Annotated in this window: 15 protein-coding genes; 7 read left to right on the plus strand and 8 right to left on the minus strand. The window is 63.3% G+C overall.

Annotated features, from left to right (window positions below; all coding sequences use genetic code 11):
* The 7 genes from RA19_RS24045 to RA19_RS24075 form a co-directional block, all read right to left on the minus strand.
* Positions 1–1,139: iron-containing alcohol dehydrogenase (locus RA19_RS24045; RefSeq protein ID WP_039167944.1), on the minus strand; the 1,139-nt coding region annotated here is incomplete at its 3' end.
* Positions 1,140–1,233: 94 nt separating this feature from the next.
* Positions 1,234–2,616, minus strand: a complete 1,383-nt coding sequence (locus RA19_RS24050) for an aldehyde dehydrogenase family protein (protein WP_039168020.1) — start codon at positions 2,614–2,616, stop codon at positions 1,234–1,236.
* A 93-nt stretch (positions 2,617–2,709) separates the two neighbouring features.
* Positions 2,710–4,062 (minus strand): glutamine synthetase family protein, encoded by a 1,353-nt coding sequence (locus RA19_RS24055; RefSeq protein ID WP_039167947.1) that lies wholly within the window; start codon positions 4,060–4,062, stop codon positions 2,710–2,712.
* Positions 4,063–4,178: 116 nt separating this feature from the next.
* Entirely contained in the window at positions 4,179–5,213 is a 1,035-nt protein-coding gene (locus tag RA19_RS24060) for a TRAP transporter substrate-binding protein (protein ID WP_039167950.1), read from the minus strand.
* 51 nt (positions 5,214–5,264) lie between these two features.
* Positions 5,265–6,767: a TRAP transporter large permease gene (locus RA19_RS24065; RefSeq protein WP_039167952.1), complete on the minus strand. Its 1,503-nt coding sequence runs from the start codon at positions 6,765–6,767 to the stop codon at positions 5,265–5,267.
* Positions 6,767–7,363: a TRAP transporter small permease subunit gene (locus RA19_RS24070; RefSeq protein WP_039167953.1), complete on the minus strand. Its 597-nt coding sequence runs from the start codon at positions 7,361–7,363 to the stop codon at positions 6,767–6,769. The genes RA19_RS24065 and RA19_RS24070 overlap by 1 nt, the downstream gene beginning before the upstream one ends.
* Positions 7,356–8,141 carry an N-formylglutamate amidohydrolase gene (locus RA19_RS24075; protein WP_039167955.1) on the minus strand — a complete coding sequence of 262 codons (786 nt, stop codon included), beginning with the start codon at positions 8,139–8,141 and terminating at the stop codon, positions 7,356–7,358. Before RA19_RS24075 ends, RA19_RS24070 begins: the two co-directional genes overlap by 8 nt.
* 152 nt (positions 8,142–8,293) lie before the next feature.
* Between RA19_RS24075 and RA19_RS24080 the strand changes: the two genes are divergently transcribed.
* From RA19_RS24080 to RA19_RS24090, 3 genes are all read left to right on the plus strand, one after another.
* On the plus strand, positions 8,294–9,166 hold the full coding sequence (locus RA19_RS24080; protein WP_039167958.1) for a MurR/RpiR family transcriptional regulator: 873 nt from the start codon (positions 8,294–8,296) through the stop codon (positions 9,164–9,166).
* Positions 9,167–9,289: 123 nt separating this feature from the next.
* Positions 9,290–9,640, plus strand: coding sequence for a hypothetical protein (locus RA19_RS24085; RefSeq protein ID WP_039167960.1), 351 nt, complete (start codon positions 9,290–9,292; stop codon positions 9,638–9,640).
* A gap of 63 nt (positions 9,641–9,703) precedes the next feature.
* A complete protein-coding gene (locus RA19_RS24090; RefSeq protein WP_039167964.1) occupies positions 9,704–10,054 on the plus strand; it encodes a RidA family protein in 351 nt (116 codons plus the stop codon).
* A 42-nt stretch (positions 10,055–10,096) separates the two neighbouring features.
* Here RA19_RS24090 and RA19_RS24095 read toward each other — a convergent pair whose 3' ends face one another.
* Entirely contained in the window at positions 10,097–10,990 is an 894-nt protein-coding gene (locus RA19_RS24095; protein WP_193748328.1) for a LysR substrate-binding domain-containing protein, read from the minus strand.
* A gap of 103 nt (positions 10,991–11,093) precedes the next feature.
* On the opposite strand from RA19_RS24095, the gene leuB reads away from it, so the two are divergent.
* The 4 genes from leuB (at position 11,094) to RA19_RS24115 (ending at position 17,072) form a co-directional block, all read left to right on the plus strand.
* Positions 11,094–12,182: a 3-isopropylmalate dehydrogenase gene (leuB, locus tag RA19_RS24100; RefSeq protein ID WP_039167970.1), complete on the plus strand. Its 1,089-nt coding sequence runs from the start codon at positions 11,094–11,096 to the stop codon at positions 12,180–12,182.
* Positions 12,179–13,861, plus strand: coding sequence for a GMC family oxidoreductase (locus RA19_RS24105; protein WP_039167973.1), 1,683 nt, complete (start codon positions 12,179–12,181; stop codon positions 13,859–13,861). Before leuB ends, RA19_RS24105 begins: the two co-directional genes overlap by 4 nt.
* Positions 13,858–15,471, plus strand: coding sequence for a 5-guanidino-2-oxopentanoate decarboxylase (locus RA19_RS24110; RefSeq protein ID WP_039167975.1), 1,614 nt, complete (start codon positions 13,858–13,860; stop codon positions 15,469–15,471). The genes RA19_RS24105 and RA19_RS24110 overlap by 4 nt, the downstream gene beginning before the upstream one ends.
* 116 nt (positions 15,472–15,587) lie before the next feature.
* Entirely contained in the window at positions 15,588–17,072 is a 1,485-nt protein-coding gene (locus tag RA19_RS24115) for an aldehyde dehydrogenase (protein ID WP_039167978.1), read from the plus strand.
* Positions 17,073–17,078 lie beyond the last annotated feature (6 nt).

Here is a 17,078-nt window from a genome sequence, read left to right on the forward strand (position 1 = left end):
GCCTTTTTGAAGAGTTCTGTGAGGTTTTCTGTGTTGAGAGTTATTGGGTTTCCGCCGCATGAGGGGTCTGTTGCGGCGTCTTTTGCGAGGGCGGGGATGGCGGCCTCGGTGACGCCGAGGTCCGACAGGCGGCGGGGGATGGCGAGGCTGTCGTTGAGGTCCTGCACAAAGGCGCGGAAGCCGTCGAAGCCGCCGTTTATGCCCAGATAAGCCGCCGCCATATTGAAGCGGTCCGCAATTGCAGGTGCGTTGAACTCGAGGACGGCGGGCATGCAGACCGCGTTGGTGGTGCCGTGGTGGGTGTTGAAGTGGGCGCCCACCGGGTGGCTCATGGCGTGGATGGCGCCGAGGCCCTTCATGAAGGCGGTGGCGCCCATCGCCGCCGCCGACATCATCTGAGCGCGGGCCTCGATGTCGCTGCCATCTGCATAGGCGCGCGGCAGGTAGTCCTTGACCAGCCGCATGCCCTCCAGCGCGATGCCCTGCGACATCGGGTGGTAATGGGGCGAGGAGAAGGCCTCGACGCAATGGGCAAAGGCGTCCAAGCCAGTGCCTGCGGTGATGAACTTCGGCATGCCCACGGTCAGTTCGGGATCGCAGATCACCACCTGCGGCAGCACTTTCGGGTGGAAGATGATCTTCTTGGCATGGGTTTGCGAGTTGGTGATGACGGAGGCGCGGCCCACTTCCGAGCCGGTGCCTGCAGTGGTCGGCACCGCGATAATCGGCGCGATGGCATCCGCGTCCGCACGGGTCCACCAGTCGCCGATGTCTTCAAAATCCCACACCGGCCGGGTCTGGCCCGCCATAAAGGCGACCATCTTGCCGAGATCCAGGCCGGAGCCGCCGCCAAAGGCAATCACCCCGTCATGGCCGCCCGCCTTGTAGGCGGCAACACCTGCGTCCAGGTTCTTTTCATTCGGGTTCGGATCGACCTCCGAGAACATCGCCCGGCCGAGGCCCGCGGCCTCCATAATGTCGAGCGTGCCTTGGGTGACCGGCAGATCGGCCAGGCCTTTGTCGGTGACCAGCAGCGGGCGCGTGATTCCGGCTGCGGCGCAGGCCTCGGCCAGTTCCTTGATGCGGCCGGCGCCGAACTTGATTGCGGTCGGGTAGGACCAGTTTCCAACGAGAGACATGAGGGTGTTCCTGTGTTGATGCCGGGGAGGGGGCGCTGCCCCCGCTTGCCTCGCGGCAAGCCCCCCGGAGTATTTCTGCAAAGAAGAAAGCCGGTCAGCCGGTGACCTTTTTCAGGTGGTAGGACTTCGGGCGGGTCAGGTTGTGGTAGCCAATCACCGACAGGCCGCCGCCGCGGCCGGTGTCCTTGCAGCCGGTCCAGCAGAGCCCCGGATCCAGATAGTCGGCGCGGTTCATGAAGACGGTGCCGGTCTCGATCCGGTCGCCGACGGCCTGCGCCCGTTCCACATCCTTGGTCCAGAGCGAAGCGGTGAGGCCGAAGTCGCTGTCGTTCATCAGGGCGATGGCCTCTTCATCGGAGGAGACCTTCATGATGCCGACCACCGGGCCAAAGCTTTCCTCGCGCATCACCCGCATCTCGTGGGTGACACCGGTCAGGATCTGCGGCGTCAGATACGCGCCGCCGTCATCCTCCGGCATGGTTTCGATATGGGCCACGGCACCTGCGGCCACCGCCTCGGCAATCTGGCCGCGCACCTCATTGGCAAAGCGGACATTGGCCATCGGGCCGATGGTGGTCTCCTGATCCAGCGGGTTGCCCAGCTTGTAGCCTTGGACGATGGCAATCGCCTTCTCCAGGAAGGCGTCAAAGAGGCTCTCGTGCACATAGATCCGCTCGATGCCGCAGCAGCACTGGCCGGAGTTGAACATGGCGCCGTCGATCAGCGTGTCAACGGCGGCGTCCAGATCGGCATCCTCCATCACATAGCCCGGGTCCTTGCCGCCGAGCTCGGTGCCGACGCCGGTGAAAGTGCCCGCCGCAGCCCGCTCCATTGCCTGGCCGCCGCCGACCGAGCCGGTGAAGTTCACGAAATTGAAAGCGCGCGATGCGATCAGCTCCGAGGTGGTGCCGTGGTCCAGGAAGACATTCTGGAACACGTCCTCCGGCACCCCCGCCGCATGGAAGGCCTGCGCCATCCGCTCGCCCACCAGAAGCGTCTGGGTGGCGTGTTTCAGCACCACCGCATTGCCGGCAATCAGCGCCGGCGCCACGGTGTTGATGGCGGTCATATAGGGGTAGTTCCAGGGCGCCACTACAAACACCACGCCATGCGGCAGGCGCTTGATATAGCGTTTGAAGCTCTCATCCTCGCCAACTTCGATATCGGCCAGTGCCTCTTCGGCGATCCTGGCCATATGGCTGGCGCGCTCGTTAAAGCCGCCGAATTCGCCGCCATAGCGCACCGGTCGGCCCATCATCCGGGCCAGCTCCGGCACGATCTCGCCGTTCATCGCGCCGACGGCGGCCACACCCGCCATCACCAGCCGGGTGCGCTCCTGCAGCGGCCGTGCCGCCCAGGCGGCTTGCGCCGCCCGCGCCCGCTCCGCTGCCGCAAAGGCGTCCTCGCGCGGCAGCACTTCGCGCTCCGCAAAAACCGATCCGTCAACCGGCGAGATGCATTTCAATACCTGGCCCATCGCCATTCACTCCATTCAAGAAAGGGCAAAGCCCCCTTCCTCTTGCCAGAAATATCCCGGGGGTCCGGGGGCTGGCCCCCGGCGCCCTCCGCCTCACGCCCGCTCGAAGCCGCGCGCGATCTCGTAATCGGTGACCACCCGGTCGAAATCCTCGATCTCCACCTCGGCGGCCCGCACATAGTGGTCCACCACCTCATCGCCCAGGGCTGCGCGCAGCATGTCCGAGCCCTTCAGCGCCGCCGCCGCATCACGCAGGGTGCCCGGGATCATGCCGCTGTCGCCCTGGTAGACATCGCCCTTGGCCGGAGCCTGCAGCTCCAGGCCTTCCTCGATGCCCGCAATCCCTGCTGCCAGCATGCCTGCCATCGCCAGATAGGGGTTCATGTCCGAACCCGGAATCCGGCATTCCACCCGGATCGCCTTGGTCCCGTCGCCGCACAGCCGGTAGCCCGCGGTGCGGTTGTCCACCGACCAGATGATGCGGGTCGGCGCAAAAGTGCCCTTCATGAAGCGCTTGTAGCTGTTGATGTAGGGCGCCATGAAAGCGGTGTAATCGGGCGCGTATTTCAGCAGCCCCGCCATGTAGCTCTTCATCAGAGCGGACATGCCAAGCGGGTCGCTCTCGTCAAAGAAGGCCGGCTTGCCGTCCTGCCACAGCGACTGGTGCACATGGCTCGACGAGCCCACTTTCTCATGGCTCCACTTCGGCAGAAAGGTCACCGCGTGGCCCTGCTGCTCGGCAATCTCCTTCACCGCATGCTTGGCGATGGTGTGGTACTCCGCGGTCTCCATCGCCTTGGCGTATTTGATGTTGAGCTCCTCCTGGCCGGTCTCCGCCTCGCCCTTGGAGTTCTCAATGGGCAGCCCCGCATCCCACAGATGGTTGCGGATGGGGCGCATCACATGCTCCTCGCGCGAGGTCTGCAGGATGCTGTAATCCTCGTTGTAGCCCGAGATCGGCTCCAGGTCGCGGAACCCTGAGCGGCGGATCTCGTCAAAGCTTTTGGCGAACAGGAAAAACTCCAGCTCGGTGGCGCACATCGCCTCATAGCCCATCGCCTCAAGCCGCTGCACCTGCTTCTTCAGCACCGCGCGGGGGGAATGGGACACTTCCTCATGGGTATGATGATCCAGCACATCGCAGAGCACCATCACGGTGCCCTCCAGCCAGGGCACCGGCCGGAGCGTCGCCAGATCCGGCTTCATCACATAATCGCCATAGCCGGCTTGCCAGGAGGTCGAAACATAGCCGTCCGGCGTCGCCATCTCCAGGTCGGTCGCCAGGAGGTAATTGCAGCAATGCGTCTCCTCCCACGCACCCGCAACAAAATGCCCCGCATGAAACCGCTTCCCCATCAAGCGACCCTGCATGTCAACAAGGCACACCAATACAGTATCAACCGCGCCGGAAGAAACTTGGTCTTTGAGATCGTCGAAGGAGAGCATGAGCGGTCCTTTGTCTGTTGCGCGCAGAATTTTTTCTCAAAACTTCTGGCAAATTCCTTTGGGTGGGAATTCGGCCTGCCGCGGGGCGGGCCAAATTCCGCTGTTTTACCGGTGCTTTAGCCGTAGCGGTAGGGGCGGCCGGCCTTCTGCATGTCAGCGTTATACTTCTTGAAGATCTCCACAACTTTCGCCTTAGTCTCGGACTCGGCTGCGATTTCATCCCAGAATTTCACTGCTGCGTCTTCGACCTGCTGCCATTCGTTGTCGGGAATAGTGGTCAGCTTCATCTTGTCGCCGTTCACGCGCAGGGAAGCTTCGCCGCCCCAGTACCACCACTGGCGGTAATAATGCGACTGGTCACAGCAGACGCGGAACAGGGTCTGGAGGTCTTCCGGCAGTTCATTCCAGCGGCCCTGGTTGGCAAAGAACGACCCTGCCCAGGCACCAGAGATGTTGTTGGTCAGGAAGTAGTCGGTCACGTCAGCCCAACCGACGGTGTAGTCTTCGGTGATGCCGGACCAGGCGATGCCGTCCAGCTCGCCGGTCTGCACCGCAACCTCGATGTCTTCCCACGGCAGGGTGACCGGCACCACGCCGAACTGTGCCAGGAAGCGGCCCGCGGTCGGGAAGGTGAAGACGCGCTTGCCTTTCAGATCCGCCAGTGAGTTGATCGGGTCCTTGGTGGCAAAGTGGCAGGGGTCCCAGGCGCCGGCCGAGATGTGCTTGACGCCGACCTTGGAGTATTCCGCGTCCCAGATCTCATTCAGGCCGTACTGGTTGAACAGCACCGGCACATCCAGCGAGTAGCGCGAGGCAAAGGGGAAGTAGCCGCCGAACACAGTGACTTCGGTGGGAGAGGCCATCGAGTCGTCATCCGACTGCACCGCATCGATGGTGCCGCGCTGCATGGCGCGGAACAGCTCGCCTGTCGGGACCAGCTGGTCGGCATAGAACAGTTCGATCTGCATTCGGTCGCCGGCGATGGTGTTGAACATGTCGATGGCGGGTTTCACCACATGTTCTGCCAGTGCGGCGCCGGCATAGGTCTGCATCCGCCATTTGATGGTGGATTGGGCCAGCGCCGGGGTGGCCAGCGGTGCCGCCATGGCGCCGACACCGGCAGTCTGAATAAACTTACGTCTTGTCGTCATAATTTCACTCCTTGTTGCAACATCCGGCCCCTTGACAGGACTCTTCCTTGGTTATTTTCCGTAGACATATTCCGGCAGCCACAGGGCGATTTGCGGGAAGATCATGATCAGGGCGAGCGCCAGCACCATCACCAGGGCAAAGGGGATGATCGAGACATAGATGTCCTTCAGCCCGATTTCCGGCGGTGCCATGGCGCGCATCAGGAACAGGTTGTAGCCGAAGGGCGGCGTCATATAGGCGATCTGGGTGGTGATCGTGTAGAGGACACCGTACCAGATCAGGTCGAACCCCAGTGCGCCCACCAGCGGCACGTAGAGCGGTGCCACGATCACCAGCATCGCGGTGTCATCCAGGAAGGTGCCCATCACAATGAAGCTCAGCTGCATCAGGATCAGGATCATCCAAGGGCTGAGGCCCAAGCGGGTGGTGAACAGGTCCTCAATGGCTTTGACCGCGCCGAGACCGTCAAAGATCGCACCAAAGGCGAGGGCGGCCAGAATGATCCACATGAACATGCAGGAGATGCCCAGTGTCGAGCGCACCGAAGTCTCGAACACTTCCTTGGTCATCCGCCCCTTCAGCACCGCGGCGATGAAGGCGGTCATGGCACCGATGGCTGAGCTTTCGACCAGCGAGGTCCAGCCGTTCACGAAGGGCACCATCATCGCAGCAAAGATTGCCAGCGGCAGCACGCCGGAGAACAGCAGGCGGAACTTCTCCTTCATAAAGATGTCTTTGTAGAACATCGGGTTGCTGCGGGTGGCGAAGGACAGCGCACCTGCGGCCAGGGCCAGGCCAAGCGCGGGCTTGGTCTCCAGGGCGCCGGTCAGGATCAAGAGCGGCACCAGCACCAGCGCGCCCAGCACGATGTAGTTCAGCCGCAGCGGATGGTCGGTGACGCGCTCGTATTCAGCCAGGTCCTCCGGCTCCATCGCCGGGCCGAGATGCGGCTGCATGCGGGCACGCAGGTAGATATAGATGATGAACATGGTGGCCATCAGCAGCCCCGGCACCACGCCGGCCAGCCACAGCTGCCCCACCGGCTGGCGGGCGATCATCGCATAAAGCACCAGCACCACCGAAGGTGGCACCAGGATGCCCAGGCTGGAGCCGGCCTGAATGGTGCCGGTCACCAGGATCTTATCATAGCCGCGGCGCAGCAGTTCCGGCAGCGCGATGGTGGCGCCGATGGCCATGCCTGCGACCGACAGGCCGTTCATCGCTGAAATCAGGACCATCAGGCCGATAGTGCCAATCGCAAGCCCACCTTTCACCGGCCCCATCCAGACATGGAACATCCGGTACAGGTCGTCGGCGATCTTCGACTCCGACAGCACATAGCCCATGAAAATGAACATCGGCAGCGTCAGCAGCGGATACCACTTCATCAGCTTCATGGCGGCCGAAAACGGGATCTCAACCCCGCCGGTGCCCCACAGGAGCATACCCGCGACCGCACCGACAAAGCCGATAGCGCCGAATACCCGCTGGCCGGTCATCAGCATGAGCATCATGCCGGCAAACATGACAATGGCGATCCATTCGTAGGACATCAGATTTCAACTCCGCGCAGGCGTCCGATATCCCGGAACAGTTCGGCAAGGCATTGCAGCAGCATCAGGAAGACGCCGAAGCAGAGGATGGTTTTGACGGGCCACAGGAAGGGGCGCCAGGCGGTGGAGCTGCGCTCGAGATAGCCGAGTTTCTCGCCTGCCGCCGCCGGGCCTTCGCTCAGCAGGGTTTTCAGCAGGTCCCAGAAAAATTGCACTGGCTCCAGCCCGAAATAGCCCAGGCTATAAGCGGTGGAGCTGAGCGCGCCATACATCAGGATCACCAGATAGGTGATCAGGAACAGCACCGTGAAGGCATCGACCAGCGCCTTGGTTTTCGTGGACCAGGCACCATAGAACAGGTCCATCCGCACGTTCGATCCCATCTGGATCGAGTACGGCCCGCCCAGCACATAATAGGCGACCATCACGAACTGTGCGGTTTCCAGCGTCCAGAGCGATGGGTTGAAGAAAGTCTTTGAGACCGAGGACCACAGCAGCACCCCGATCAGCGCAAAGATCAGATACATGGCAAAGCGGCCGATGAAGCGGTTCATCGCGTCGATGCCGCGCACATAGGCCCTGATGACCTTAGGCATCCTGCCCTCCTTCTGCCGCCAGCGCGGCCAAGGCCGGGCGTAGCAATGTCAGCATTTCTTTAGCCATGGCCTCTTCTTCTTCCGGGGAAGTCACCAGATCGTTGCGGATTTCGATCATCACATTGGCCAGCCCATGGGCCAGGCCGTGGATCTTCAGCGAATGGGTTACCCCGTCGGCCGGCCCGTAAGGTTCATTTCGCTCGACCCGGCGGTGGGGCAGGGCATCTTCACCGGCCAGCATCGCGTCGGCCAGCCGGGTGTCATCGTCATGCAAGATGCCGATCTCCACGTCCCGTTCCTTGCCAAAGTAAACGGGTGTGAAGCTGTGCATGGTGACCAGAACAGTCTGCTTTCCGGCTTCTTTACGGGCTCCGATCACTTCCGATACGGCCTCGCAGAACGGGGTATAAATCGTGTCCACCCGTTCCTGCCGCTCCGCCGCGCCCAGGCCGAAATTGCCTGGCACCGCGACCAGCTCGGACCGGTCAGGCATGGCGCTGGCGGCTTCAGGCGGGCGGTTGCAGTCATACACCAGCCGTGACACCCGGCTTGCCACCAGCGGCGCGTCCAGCGCCCGGGACAGATGCAGTGAAACGGCCAGAGCTCCCGGATCCCAGGCTGCATGGCTCAACCGGTCCTCAGCCCGCAGCCCCAGCCCGTTGTAGCGCGCCGGGATATGGCTGGACGCATGTTCGCACAGCAACAGCACCGGGCTGGCACCTTCACGGTTCACCACCTCCACTGCGTCTTCCAGAGCGTGAGAATCGCCCCCTTGCATACCGCGCCTCCCTGCGATTTGGAAAAATCTTTCCATGAAGAGATATTTGTGTCAATATATTTTCATGACCGGTTTCGAACAGGGGTTTCTGAAACTTTCTTTTCAGTCCCGGGCCGCGTAAGACTGTATTTGTTCACTGCAGGGATGCCCCGTTGACCAAGCCGCCAGCCACCGTCCGCGAATTGATCCGCGAGAATTATTCGTCTCTCACGCAATCAGAACGCAAGTTCGCCAATCTGCTTTTGGAAAATTACCCTGCGGCAGGCCTGGCCTCGATCACCATCGTTGCGAACAACGCCGAAGTTTCCACGCCTACCGTCGCGCGGATGGTGCAGAAGCTGGGCTTCAAGGGCTACCCTCAGTTCCATCAGGCCTTGCTCAAAGAGCTGGAGGCCAAGGTTTCCGGCCCGACCAAGCGGCGGGACAATTGGGCGTCTGAAGCTCCGGAGGGCCACCTGCTGAACAGATTTGCACAGGCGGTTACGGACAACCTGCAGCAGACATTTTCCAACATCGACTCCGCCCAGTTTGATGCCGCGGTACATCAGCTCGCCAATACCGATGGGCGTCTATATGTGGTTGGCGGCCGCATCACACGGGCGCTGGCGGATTATGCCTTCACTCACTTCCAGGCGATCCGGCAGCGGGTCACCCATATGACCTCGTCCTCGGCAACCTGGCCGCATTATGTGCTGGACATGGTTGAGGGCGACACGCTGCTGATGTTCGATGTGCGCCGGTATGAGACCAACCTGCAGCGGCTGGCGGAACTGGCGGCGGAGCGCGGCGTGAAGATTGTGCTAGTTACCGACCAATGGGCGAGCCCCATCGCATCGGTCTCCGCGCATACCTTCAATTGCTGGGTTGAGATCCCGTCGGCCTGGGATTCCAACAGCTCCACCATGATGCTGCTGGAAGCGATGATCGCTGCCACCCAGGAGGAGAGCTGGGATAAGACCAAGGATCGCTACGACCGCCTGGACGAGCTGTTTGATATGACCCGCCTGTTCCGCAAGTTCTCCTGATACGGGCGGGTTCTCCTGGCTCGCTGCATGGACATTGCCTTCCGGTTGCGCCTTACTGGCAGATGAGCTGCCGCCCGCAGGGCGGGCGGCAAAGCCTCTACCTTTCAGGCAGGAGTAGTTGTTATGCGTATTTCAGGAATTCTGGCCGCTGCAGCCGTGTCGGCGCTGACCCTCTCACCGGCGGCAGCCAACCCGCTCAGCCGTATTCTGGCAAAGTCGGGGCTCACGCCGCAGGACACCAACATCATGCGCCAGGCTGAGCAGAGCCTGCTGGCAGAGGCGCAGGGCGGTGCCGGCAAACAGGCTAAATGGACCAACCCCGACAGCGGTGCCCATGGCGTGGTGCGCGTTGGCGGCAAGGAGGGAGATTGCCTGCTGCTGCAGCATCAGGCGTATCTGAAGGACAGCTCCGATCCCAAGCAAGTGCAGCGCAAGTTCTGCCCCTCCGGCGGCGACTGGCTGCTTTCAAACTGAACTTCTGACGCGCCGGGTTTTGCGGCGCGGTGCTTATTGTCATTTCACAAAGGCGAGGAACCAATGCCCGAAATCACCCGCAGCCACACCAGTCAGCGCATGAGCCAGATCGTCACCCACGGCGATACCATCTATCTTGCCGGCCAGGTCGGCACAGCCGGCGCCAGCGTTGCCCAGCAAACGCAGGACTGCCTGGACAAGATTGACGCGCTGCTGGCTGAGGCCGGCAGTGACAACACCCGCATCCTGCAGACTGTGATCTGGCTCGCCGACATGAAGGATTTTGCCGAGATGAATGCGGTCTGGGACGCCTGGGTGCCCGAAAGCCATGCGCCCGCCCGTGCCTGCGGTGAAGCAAAGCTGGCCCGCGAGGACCTGCTGGTGGAGTTCATCGTCACCGCCGCCAGGGCCTGAGCTGTTTGGGAAAGCAGGAGGGCGGGCTGCCGGCCCGCCTTCTTACGTGCTGGCGGCCCCGCCGGAAATCCAGTGAAGGAATTCTTCCGCTTCCCTGCGCCCCTCGGCACGGGGCGTGACTGAGCAGAAATAGCCGCGCCCGGAATTGTGGCTGTGGTCGCAGGCCAGCGCCAGCGAGCCTGCCTCGATCATCCGCTCCACCAGATGCCGCCAGCCGATGCCGATGCCGTTGCCGTTCTGGATCGCGTGCAGGTAGACCATGAAGCTGTTGAAGCGCTCGAACCCTTGCGGCTCCGGCGGCACCAGCCCGCTGCCTTGGAAAAAACGCTTCCAATCGCCAGCGTGCTCCTCGCTGGACATGTGCAGAAGTTTCTCCTGCGCCAGTGCCTCCAGGGTCAGCGGTGGCCGGCTGCCCAGATAGCCGGGCGCGCAGATTGCCAGCATTTCCTCCTCGACAATACGCCGCGCCGCCATGCCCGGCGGGGCTTCGCTGCCAAAGGTCACCACGATGTCGCTATGGCCGGGGTCAAAGTCCGGGTTCTGGTCGCGGGTCACCACCTGCACCCGGATATCCGGATGCATGCTCTGAAACTCCCCCAGCCGCGGCAGCAGGTAATAGCTGGTGAAGCCGATGGCGGCATTGACCACCAGCGCCTGCGTCTGCCGCATGGCCCGCACTTCTTTGAGGCCGGCTTTCAGCGCATCAAACCCGCCGGTCACTGCCTTCAGCAGCACTTCGCCTTCGGCTGTCAGCGTCAGACGGGGTTTTGTGCGCAGAAACAGCGCTGCGCCCAGATCCGCTTCCAATGCTGCCACTTGGCGGCTGACGGCGGGCTGCTGCACGTTCAACTCCTGCGCGGCACGGGAAAATCCAAGGTTCCGGGCGGCCGCTTCAAAGGCGGCAATCTGGTGGAACGGGATGATGTCGCGTGCCATGATCATTCCTTGAGTGAATGAAGATCATTCACCTTTTCCTTCTTTTCCAGCTTCCGCAAGCCCGTAGAGTGAATGTTGAAGACAAAGACGCGGAGCGCGCTTCATGGCAGTCAATATTCTGGCGCTGGGCGGTGACGGCATCGGGCCGGAGGTTCTGGAAGCGGGCCTTGCTGTCGCCGAAGCGGTGGCAAGCCGCAGCGGCATCGCGCTGAACATCACTGAGGACCTGCTGCATGGCGCCGCGTGGGAGGCGCATGGCACCTTCTGCACCGATGAGACGCTTACCAAAGCCAAAGCTGCCGATGCGATCCTTGTCGGCGCCGTTGGCGGCCCGCAATGGGACGATATCCGTGTCGGGGGCGGCCCGGAAATGCAGGACGGTTTGATGCGCCTGCGTTTTGAACTGCAAAGCTTCGCAGGCCTGCGCCCGGCGCGCTTCTGGGTGCCGCTGGCGGACCGCACCCCGTTCCGCCCCGGCGTGGCAGAGGGCGCCGACATCATGGTCCTGCGCGAGATGTGCGGCGGCGTGATGTTCGACCAGCCCCGCGGCCAGTCCGAACGGGGCGGCCTGCGCTATGGCTATGACACCGCCGGCTATGACGAGGGCGAGCTGCGCCGGATCATGCAGGCGGGTTTCGAACTGGCGCGCCAGCGCAAGGGGCAGATGGTCTCGGCCGACAAGGCCAATGTGATGGAAAGCTACAAGCTGTGGCGGCAGGTGGCGGAAGAGGTCTCAGCCGATTACCCGGATGTGGAGCTGACCCATTTCTACGCCGACAACTGCGCCTATCAGCTGGCCCGTAACCCCAGGGCATTTGACTTGGTGGTTGGCTGCAACCTGATCGGTGATTTTCTCAGCGATCTGGCGGCAATTGTCTCCGGTGGGCTGGGGATGCTGCCCTCCGCCTGCCTCTGCGGCGTGCCGGCGGAAGGGCAGACCTGCAATGGCATCTACGAGCCGGTGCACGGCTCCGCCCCCGATATCGCGGGGCAGGGTGTGGCCAACCCCTTTGGGATGATCCTGAGCGTTGCGATGATGTACCGCTATTCGCTCGGCCGTCCAGATCTGGAGCGGCAGATCGAACAGGCGGTGGAACGGGTGCTGGCCTCCGGCACTGGCACAGCGGACATTGGCGGCAGCGCCTCCACTTCGGATGTGACTGGCGCGGTGCTCCGGGAACTGACGGCATGACCGCCGCGTTCGACTACATCGTCGCAGGCGGCGGCTCGGCCGGCTGCGTACTGGCGGCGCGGCTGTGCGAGAACCCGAAGCTGAAAGTGCTGCTGGTCGAGGCCGGCGGCCCGGCCAAATCGATCTTTGCCCGCATGCCTGCGGGCGTCGGCATGATCCACGCCAACCCAAAATACGACTGGTGCTACATGAGCACGCCGCAAGCGGCCTTGGGCGGGCGCCAGCTCTACTACCCGCGCGGCAAGGGGCTGGGTGGGTCGTCGCTGATGAACGGCATGATCTATATCCGCGGCAATGCCGGCGACTATGACCGCTGGCGGCAAAAGGGGCTGACCGGCTGGTCCTACGGCGATGTGCTGCCCTATTTCCGCCGGGCTGCCGGGGCTTCCCACCGCGCAGGCGAAGCGCACCACGGTACCAAAGGCCCACTGAAGATCACCCCGGCCGGAAATTACGACCGCATCAACCAGGTGTTTGTCGAGGCCTGTTGCCAAGCGGGCGCGCCGCTGAACCCGGATTTCAACGGGGCCAGCCAGGCAGGCATCGGGCGAATGGACGTGAAAACCTCCGGCGGCGTCCGCCAGTCCACCGCGGAATCCTATCTGACCCCGCGCCCGGATAACCTGACAGTACTGACCGGCACCCCGGTGCTGAAAGTCCTGACAGAAGGCCGCCGCGCCACCGGTATTCTGACCCCGCAAGGGGAATTCCACGCCCGCGGCGAAGTGATCCTCAGCCTCGGCGCTTTTGAAAGCCCGAAGCTGCTGATGCTGTCGGGCATCGGCCCCGGCGCGCATCTGCGGGAGCATGGTATCCCAGTCTTGAATGACCTTCCGGGTGTTGGCCAGTCGCTCTATGACCACCCCAACATGCCGGTGCAGTTCGGCCTCACCAATCCCAGCCTGTCGATGGCCCGCTACCAGCGTCTCGACAAGGCGGCGGTGATGGGGGCGCAATGGCTGTTGGCCAAATCCGGCCCCGCCGCTGCACCCTTCTGGGCCTCGGTCCTGTTCCACGCCATCCGCGACCCCGGCATGCCGGAGCTGGAAGTGTTCTTCACCCCGATGGTGGTGCGCGAAGACTCTGCTGCGGGTGCCAAGGGGTTCTCGCTGCAGACCCTCAGCCACCTGGGCAAGGCGATCATCGCCCGCGGCAAGATTGCCGAGCCCGGGCTGCAGTTTGACGTCAACCTGTTGCGCCCCCGCAGCAGCGGCACCGTCACGCTGGCCTCAAACGACCCGCTGCAGCCGCCGCGCATCGACGCGGGCTATTTCAGCGACGAAAGCGATTTCCTCGACCTGATCGAGGGCATCAAACACATGCGCAAGGTGGTGCAGCAAAAGGCTTTCCAAGGTCTCGCCGGGGAAGAACTCAGCCCCGGCGCCGCCAAGCAATCGGACGCGGAGCTGCGCCAGTCGATCCGCGGTCTGGTCACCACCGGCCACCACCCGGCCTGCACCGCCCGCATCGGGGCGGATAGCGATCCCGGCGCGGTGCTGGACCTCGAGTTCCGGGTGCGCGGCATGGACGGCCTGCGCGTGGTGGACGCCGCGGCGCTGCCGGACATGGTCAGTGGCAATATCGGCGCACCTGTGATCATGCTGGCAGAGCGGGCCGCCGACATGATCCTCGGGCGCCCCCAGCTGGCAGCAGACGATCCAAGGGAGACAGCAGCATGAGCATGACATGCGGTGAAGCCACCATGCGCCTTCTGGCACAATACGGCGTGACAACGGTGTTCGGCATTCCGGGCGTTCATACGCTGGACATGTGCCGCGGGCTGACCGGCGGCGGCAACTCGGGTGCCATCCGCCACGTGCAGGCCCGCAACGAGCAGGGCGCGGGCTTCATGGCCGAGGGCTGGGCGCGGGCCACCGGCGAGGTTGGCGTCGCGGTGGTAATCTCCGGCCCCGGTGTGACCAATGCCTCCACCGCCGTGGGGCAATGCTATGCCGACAGCCTGCCGATGCTGCTGATCTCGGCCGAGCCGGACAGCAAGACCATCGGCAAGGGCTGGGGTGTGCTGCATGAGGTGACCGAGCAGAAGAAGGTAACCGAGCCCCTGACCGCGCTCTCCGCCACAGCCATGCGGGCCTCCGACGTGCCCGAGCTCATGGCGCAGGCGTTTTCCATCTTCGCCAGCCAGCGCCCGCGGCCTGTCCATATCTCTCTGCCGCTGGATGTGCAGGCCGAGATTGTTGAGGAGGAATGGAAACCCGTCCGCCTGCCATCCCGCCCAGCACCGGCTGCAGGCCAGTTGCAGGCCGCTGCGGAAATGCTGAAAGCCGCCAAACGCCCGGTGGTCATGACCGGCGGCGGTGCGGTTGCGGCAGCTGCGGACCTGACTGCACTTGCCGAAACCCTCGGCGCGGTGGTGATCTCTTCTACTGCGGGCAAGGGCATCGTGCCGGACGCGCACCCGCTGCACCTCACCGGCTCCACCGTCCGCAAGGAGGTCCGGGATTATCTGGCAACGGCGGATGTGCTTCTCGCCGTTGGCACCGAGCTGGCCGAAACCGACAGCTTTATCGAGCGGATGGAGCTCAATGGAGACCTTATCCGCGTCGACCTCGATCCGCATAAGATCAATGATTTCTACCCGGCTGCTCTCGGCATCATCGGTGATGCGGCACCGGCCATGGCAGAACTATCCGCATTGCTATCGGGACACGATGGCAGTGTGGTACGGGCAGAAGGTGAGGCTGCCGTTGCCCGTGTGCGCGAAGAGATATTCACTAATCTCTCCCCGTCCGAAGAAAAACACGTCAGGTTCCTGAAGCTCCTGCGCCGGGTTGCGCCGCCGGAGACGGTATTCTCAGGCGACGCCTGCCAGGTGGTCTACACGGGCGCCTTTGCGTTTGACCTTCCTGCCCCCCGGCAATGGTTTTACCCGGCAGGCTTCTGTGCGCTGGGCAATGCGCTGCCGAACGGCATTGGCGCCAAGATGGCCCGGCCAGGCACGCCAGTTGTGGTGATGGCCGGCGACGGTGGCTTCATGTTCACCATGCCCGAATTGATGGCCGCCGCCGAAAGCCGCCTGCCGTTGCCCATTATCATCTGGGAAAACGGCGGGCTGAAGCAGATCCAGGACGATATGGACATCCGCGACATCCAGCGCGTTGGGGTCGAGGGGATCAACCCGGACTTCGTGGCGCTCGCCAAGGCTTGCCATTGCGAAGGGGTGAAGCCCGCCTCCGCAGAAGAGTTCGAAACTGTCTTCACGTCAGCCTTGAGCGCTGACCGCCCCACCGTGATCGTTGTGTGCGAGGACGCAGAGTGGCTCGCATAAGAAGTAACCGACCGGGCCGAAGGCCCGGGCAGCGCCCGTCCGCCCTCTCGGGCGGGCGCGTCGCACCCACCCGCGGCCGGGCCCAGCCCTCGCGGACCGCCTGACAAGAGATGAAAATGACCGACCTTCGCACTTTTGCCTATTTCGCCAACAACGAATGGCACGAACCCGCTTCCGGCAAGTATTTCGACAGCGAAAACCCCGCCACCGGCGAGGTCTGGGCCCGCGTTCCCGACTGCAGCCCGCAGGACGTCGATCGAGCCGTGGAAGCCGCCAAAGCGGCTTATTACGATGGTCCCTGGGGCCGTATGCAGCCCGCCGAACGCGGCCGGGCATTGCGCCGGATCGGCGATGTGATCAGCCAAAACGCAGACCGCCTCGGCGCTATCGAGACCCGCGACAACGGCAAGCTGCCAGCGGCCATCACGCCCGGCCTGAAACCCGGCCAATGGCAGGTCGACAGCTGGCATTACTACGCCGGCATGTGCGACAAATTCGAGGGCCGGGTGATCCCGGCCGAGGCGCCCAATATCCATAACTACCTGAAGTGGGAGCCCTTCGGCGTCGTCGCTCAGATCCTGCCCTGGAACTCGCCGCTGGGCACGCTGATCTGGAAGCTCGCTCCCTGCCTCGCGGCAGGCAACACCGTGGTGCTGAAACCCTCAGAGCAATCCTCCTGTTCGACGCTGGAGCTGATGGATGTGCTCTTGGAAGCGGACTTGCCGCCGGGTGTTTTGAACGTCGTCACCGGCTTTGGCCCCACCACGGCGGGCCCGATGATCGAGCATCCGGACGTGCGCATGGTGTCCTTCACCGGCGGCACCGCGGGCGGGCGCGCTGCAGCGGCTGCAGCCGCCAAACAGGTGAAACCCATCGTCATGGAACTGGGCGGCAAGTCGCCCCAGATCGTGCTGCCAGATGCCGACATAGACCTGGCCGTCAATGGCGTTGCTGCAGGCATTTTCCCGGCAGGCGGCCAGTCCTGCATCTCCGGCTCGCGCCTTCTGGTGCATAAGTCCATCATCGGCGAGTTCACTGACCGGCTGGTCGGAGTCGTCGAAAAGGCCCGCGTCGGCGACCCCAATGATCCGACCACCCAGATCGGCCCAATGGCCAACCGCCCGCACTATGACACCGTCCTGAAACGTATCGCAGCGGCAGAGGAAGCCGGACATAAACTGCTTCTCGATGGCCGTACTGCCTGCCGGGACAAAGGCTACTATATCGGCCCGACCATCTTTGCCGATGTGCCCAACACCGCTGACTTGGCCCAGAACGAGGTCTTCGGCCCCGTGGTCTCAACCGAGGCTTGGGACGATGAAGAGGACGCCATTCGCATCGCCAATGACACGATCTTCGGCCTCGCTGCCGGCATCTGGAGCCGCGATGTGGCCAAGGCGATGCGAATGGCCGACCGGATCGAGGCGGGCACTGTCTACATCAACAACTATTTCAACGCCGCCACCCAGTCGCCCGTCGGCGGCTACAAGCAATCGGGCTACGGGCGCGAAAACGGCTGGGAGGGCATGCGCTGCTTCATGCAGACCAAATCCGTGTGGCTGTCGACCGATCCGCACCAGCCGGACCCGTTTGCGGAGTAGCCTCGG

This window comes from Leisingera sp. ANG-M1, assembly GCF_000813745.1.
GTDB lineage: Bacteria > Pseudomonadota > Alphaproteobacteria > Rhodobacterales > Rhodobacteraceae > Leisingera.

What these genes read in the sequence shown, in the direction of transcription:
- RA19_RS24050 (WP_039168020.1), bottom strand. Translation starts at nt 2,616, where the DNA reads ATGGGCCAGGTATTGAAATGCATCTCGCCGGTTGACGGATCGGTTTTT.
- RA19_RS24055 (WP_039167947.1), bottom strand. Translation starts at nt 4,062, where the DNA reads ATGCTCTCCTTCGACGATCTCAAAGACCAAGTTTCTTCCGGCGCGGTT.
- RA19_RS24060 (WP_039167950.1), bottom strand. Translation starts at nt 5,213, where the DNA reads ATGACGACAAGACGTAAGTTTATTCAGACTGCCGGTGTCGGCGCCATG.
- RA19_RS24065 (WP_039167952.1), bottom strand. Translation starts at nt 6,767, where the DNA reads ATGTCCTACGAATGGATCGCCATTGTCATGTTTGCCGGCATGATGCTC.
- RA19_RS24070 (WP_039167953.1), bottom strand. Translation starts at nt 7,363, where the DNA reads ATGCCTAAGGTCATCAGGGCCTATGTGCGCGGCATCGACGCGATGAAC.
- RA19_RS24075 (WP_039167955.1), bottom strand. Translation starts at nt 8,141, where the DNA reads ATGCAAGGGGGCGATTCTCACGCTCTGGAAGACGCAGTGGAGGTGGTG.
- RA19_RS24085 (WP_039167960.1), top strand. Translation starts at nt 9,290, where the DNA reads ATGCGTATTTCAGGAATTCTGGCCGCTGCAGCCGTGTCGGCGCTGACC.
- RA19_RS24090 (WP_039167964.1), top strand. Translation starts at nt 9,704, where the DNA reads ATGCCCGAAATCACCCGCAGCCACACCAGTCAGCGCATGAGCCAGATC.
- RA19_RS24095 (WP_193748328.1), bottom strand. Translation starts at nt 10,990, where the DNA reads ATGGCACGCGACATCATCCCGTTCCACCAGATTGCCGCCTTTGAAGCG.
- leuB (WP_039167970.1), top strand. Translation starts at nt 11,094, where the DNA reads ATGGCAGTCAATATTCTGGCGCTGGGCGGTGACGGCATCGGGCCGGAG.
- RA19_RS24105 (WP_039167973.1), top strand. Translation starts at nt 12,179, where the DNA reads ATGACCGCCGCGTTCGACTACATCGTCGCAGGCGGCGGCTCGGCCGGC.
- RA19_RS24110 (WP_039167975.1), top strand. Translation starts at nt 13,858, where the DNA reads ATGAGCATGACATGCGGTGAAGCCACCATGCGCCTTCTGGCACAATAC.
- RA19_RS24115 (WP_039167978.1), top strand. Translation starts at nt 15,588, where the DNA reads ATGACCGACCTTCGCACTTTTGCCTATTTCGCCAACAACGAATGGCAC.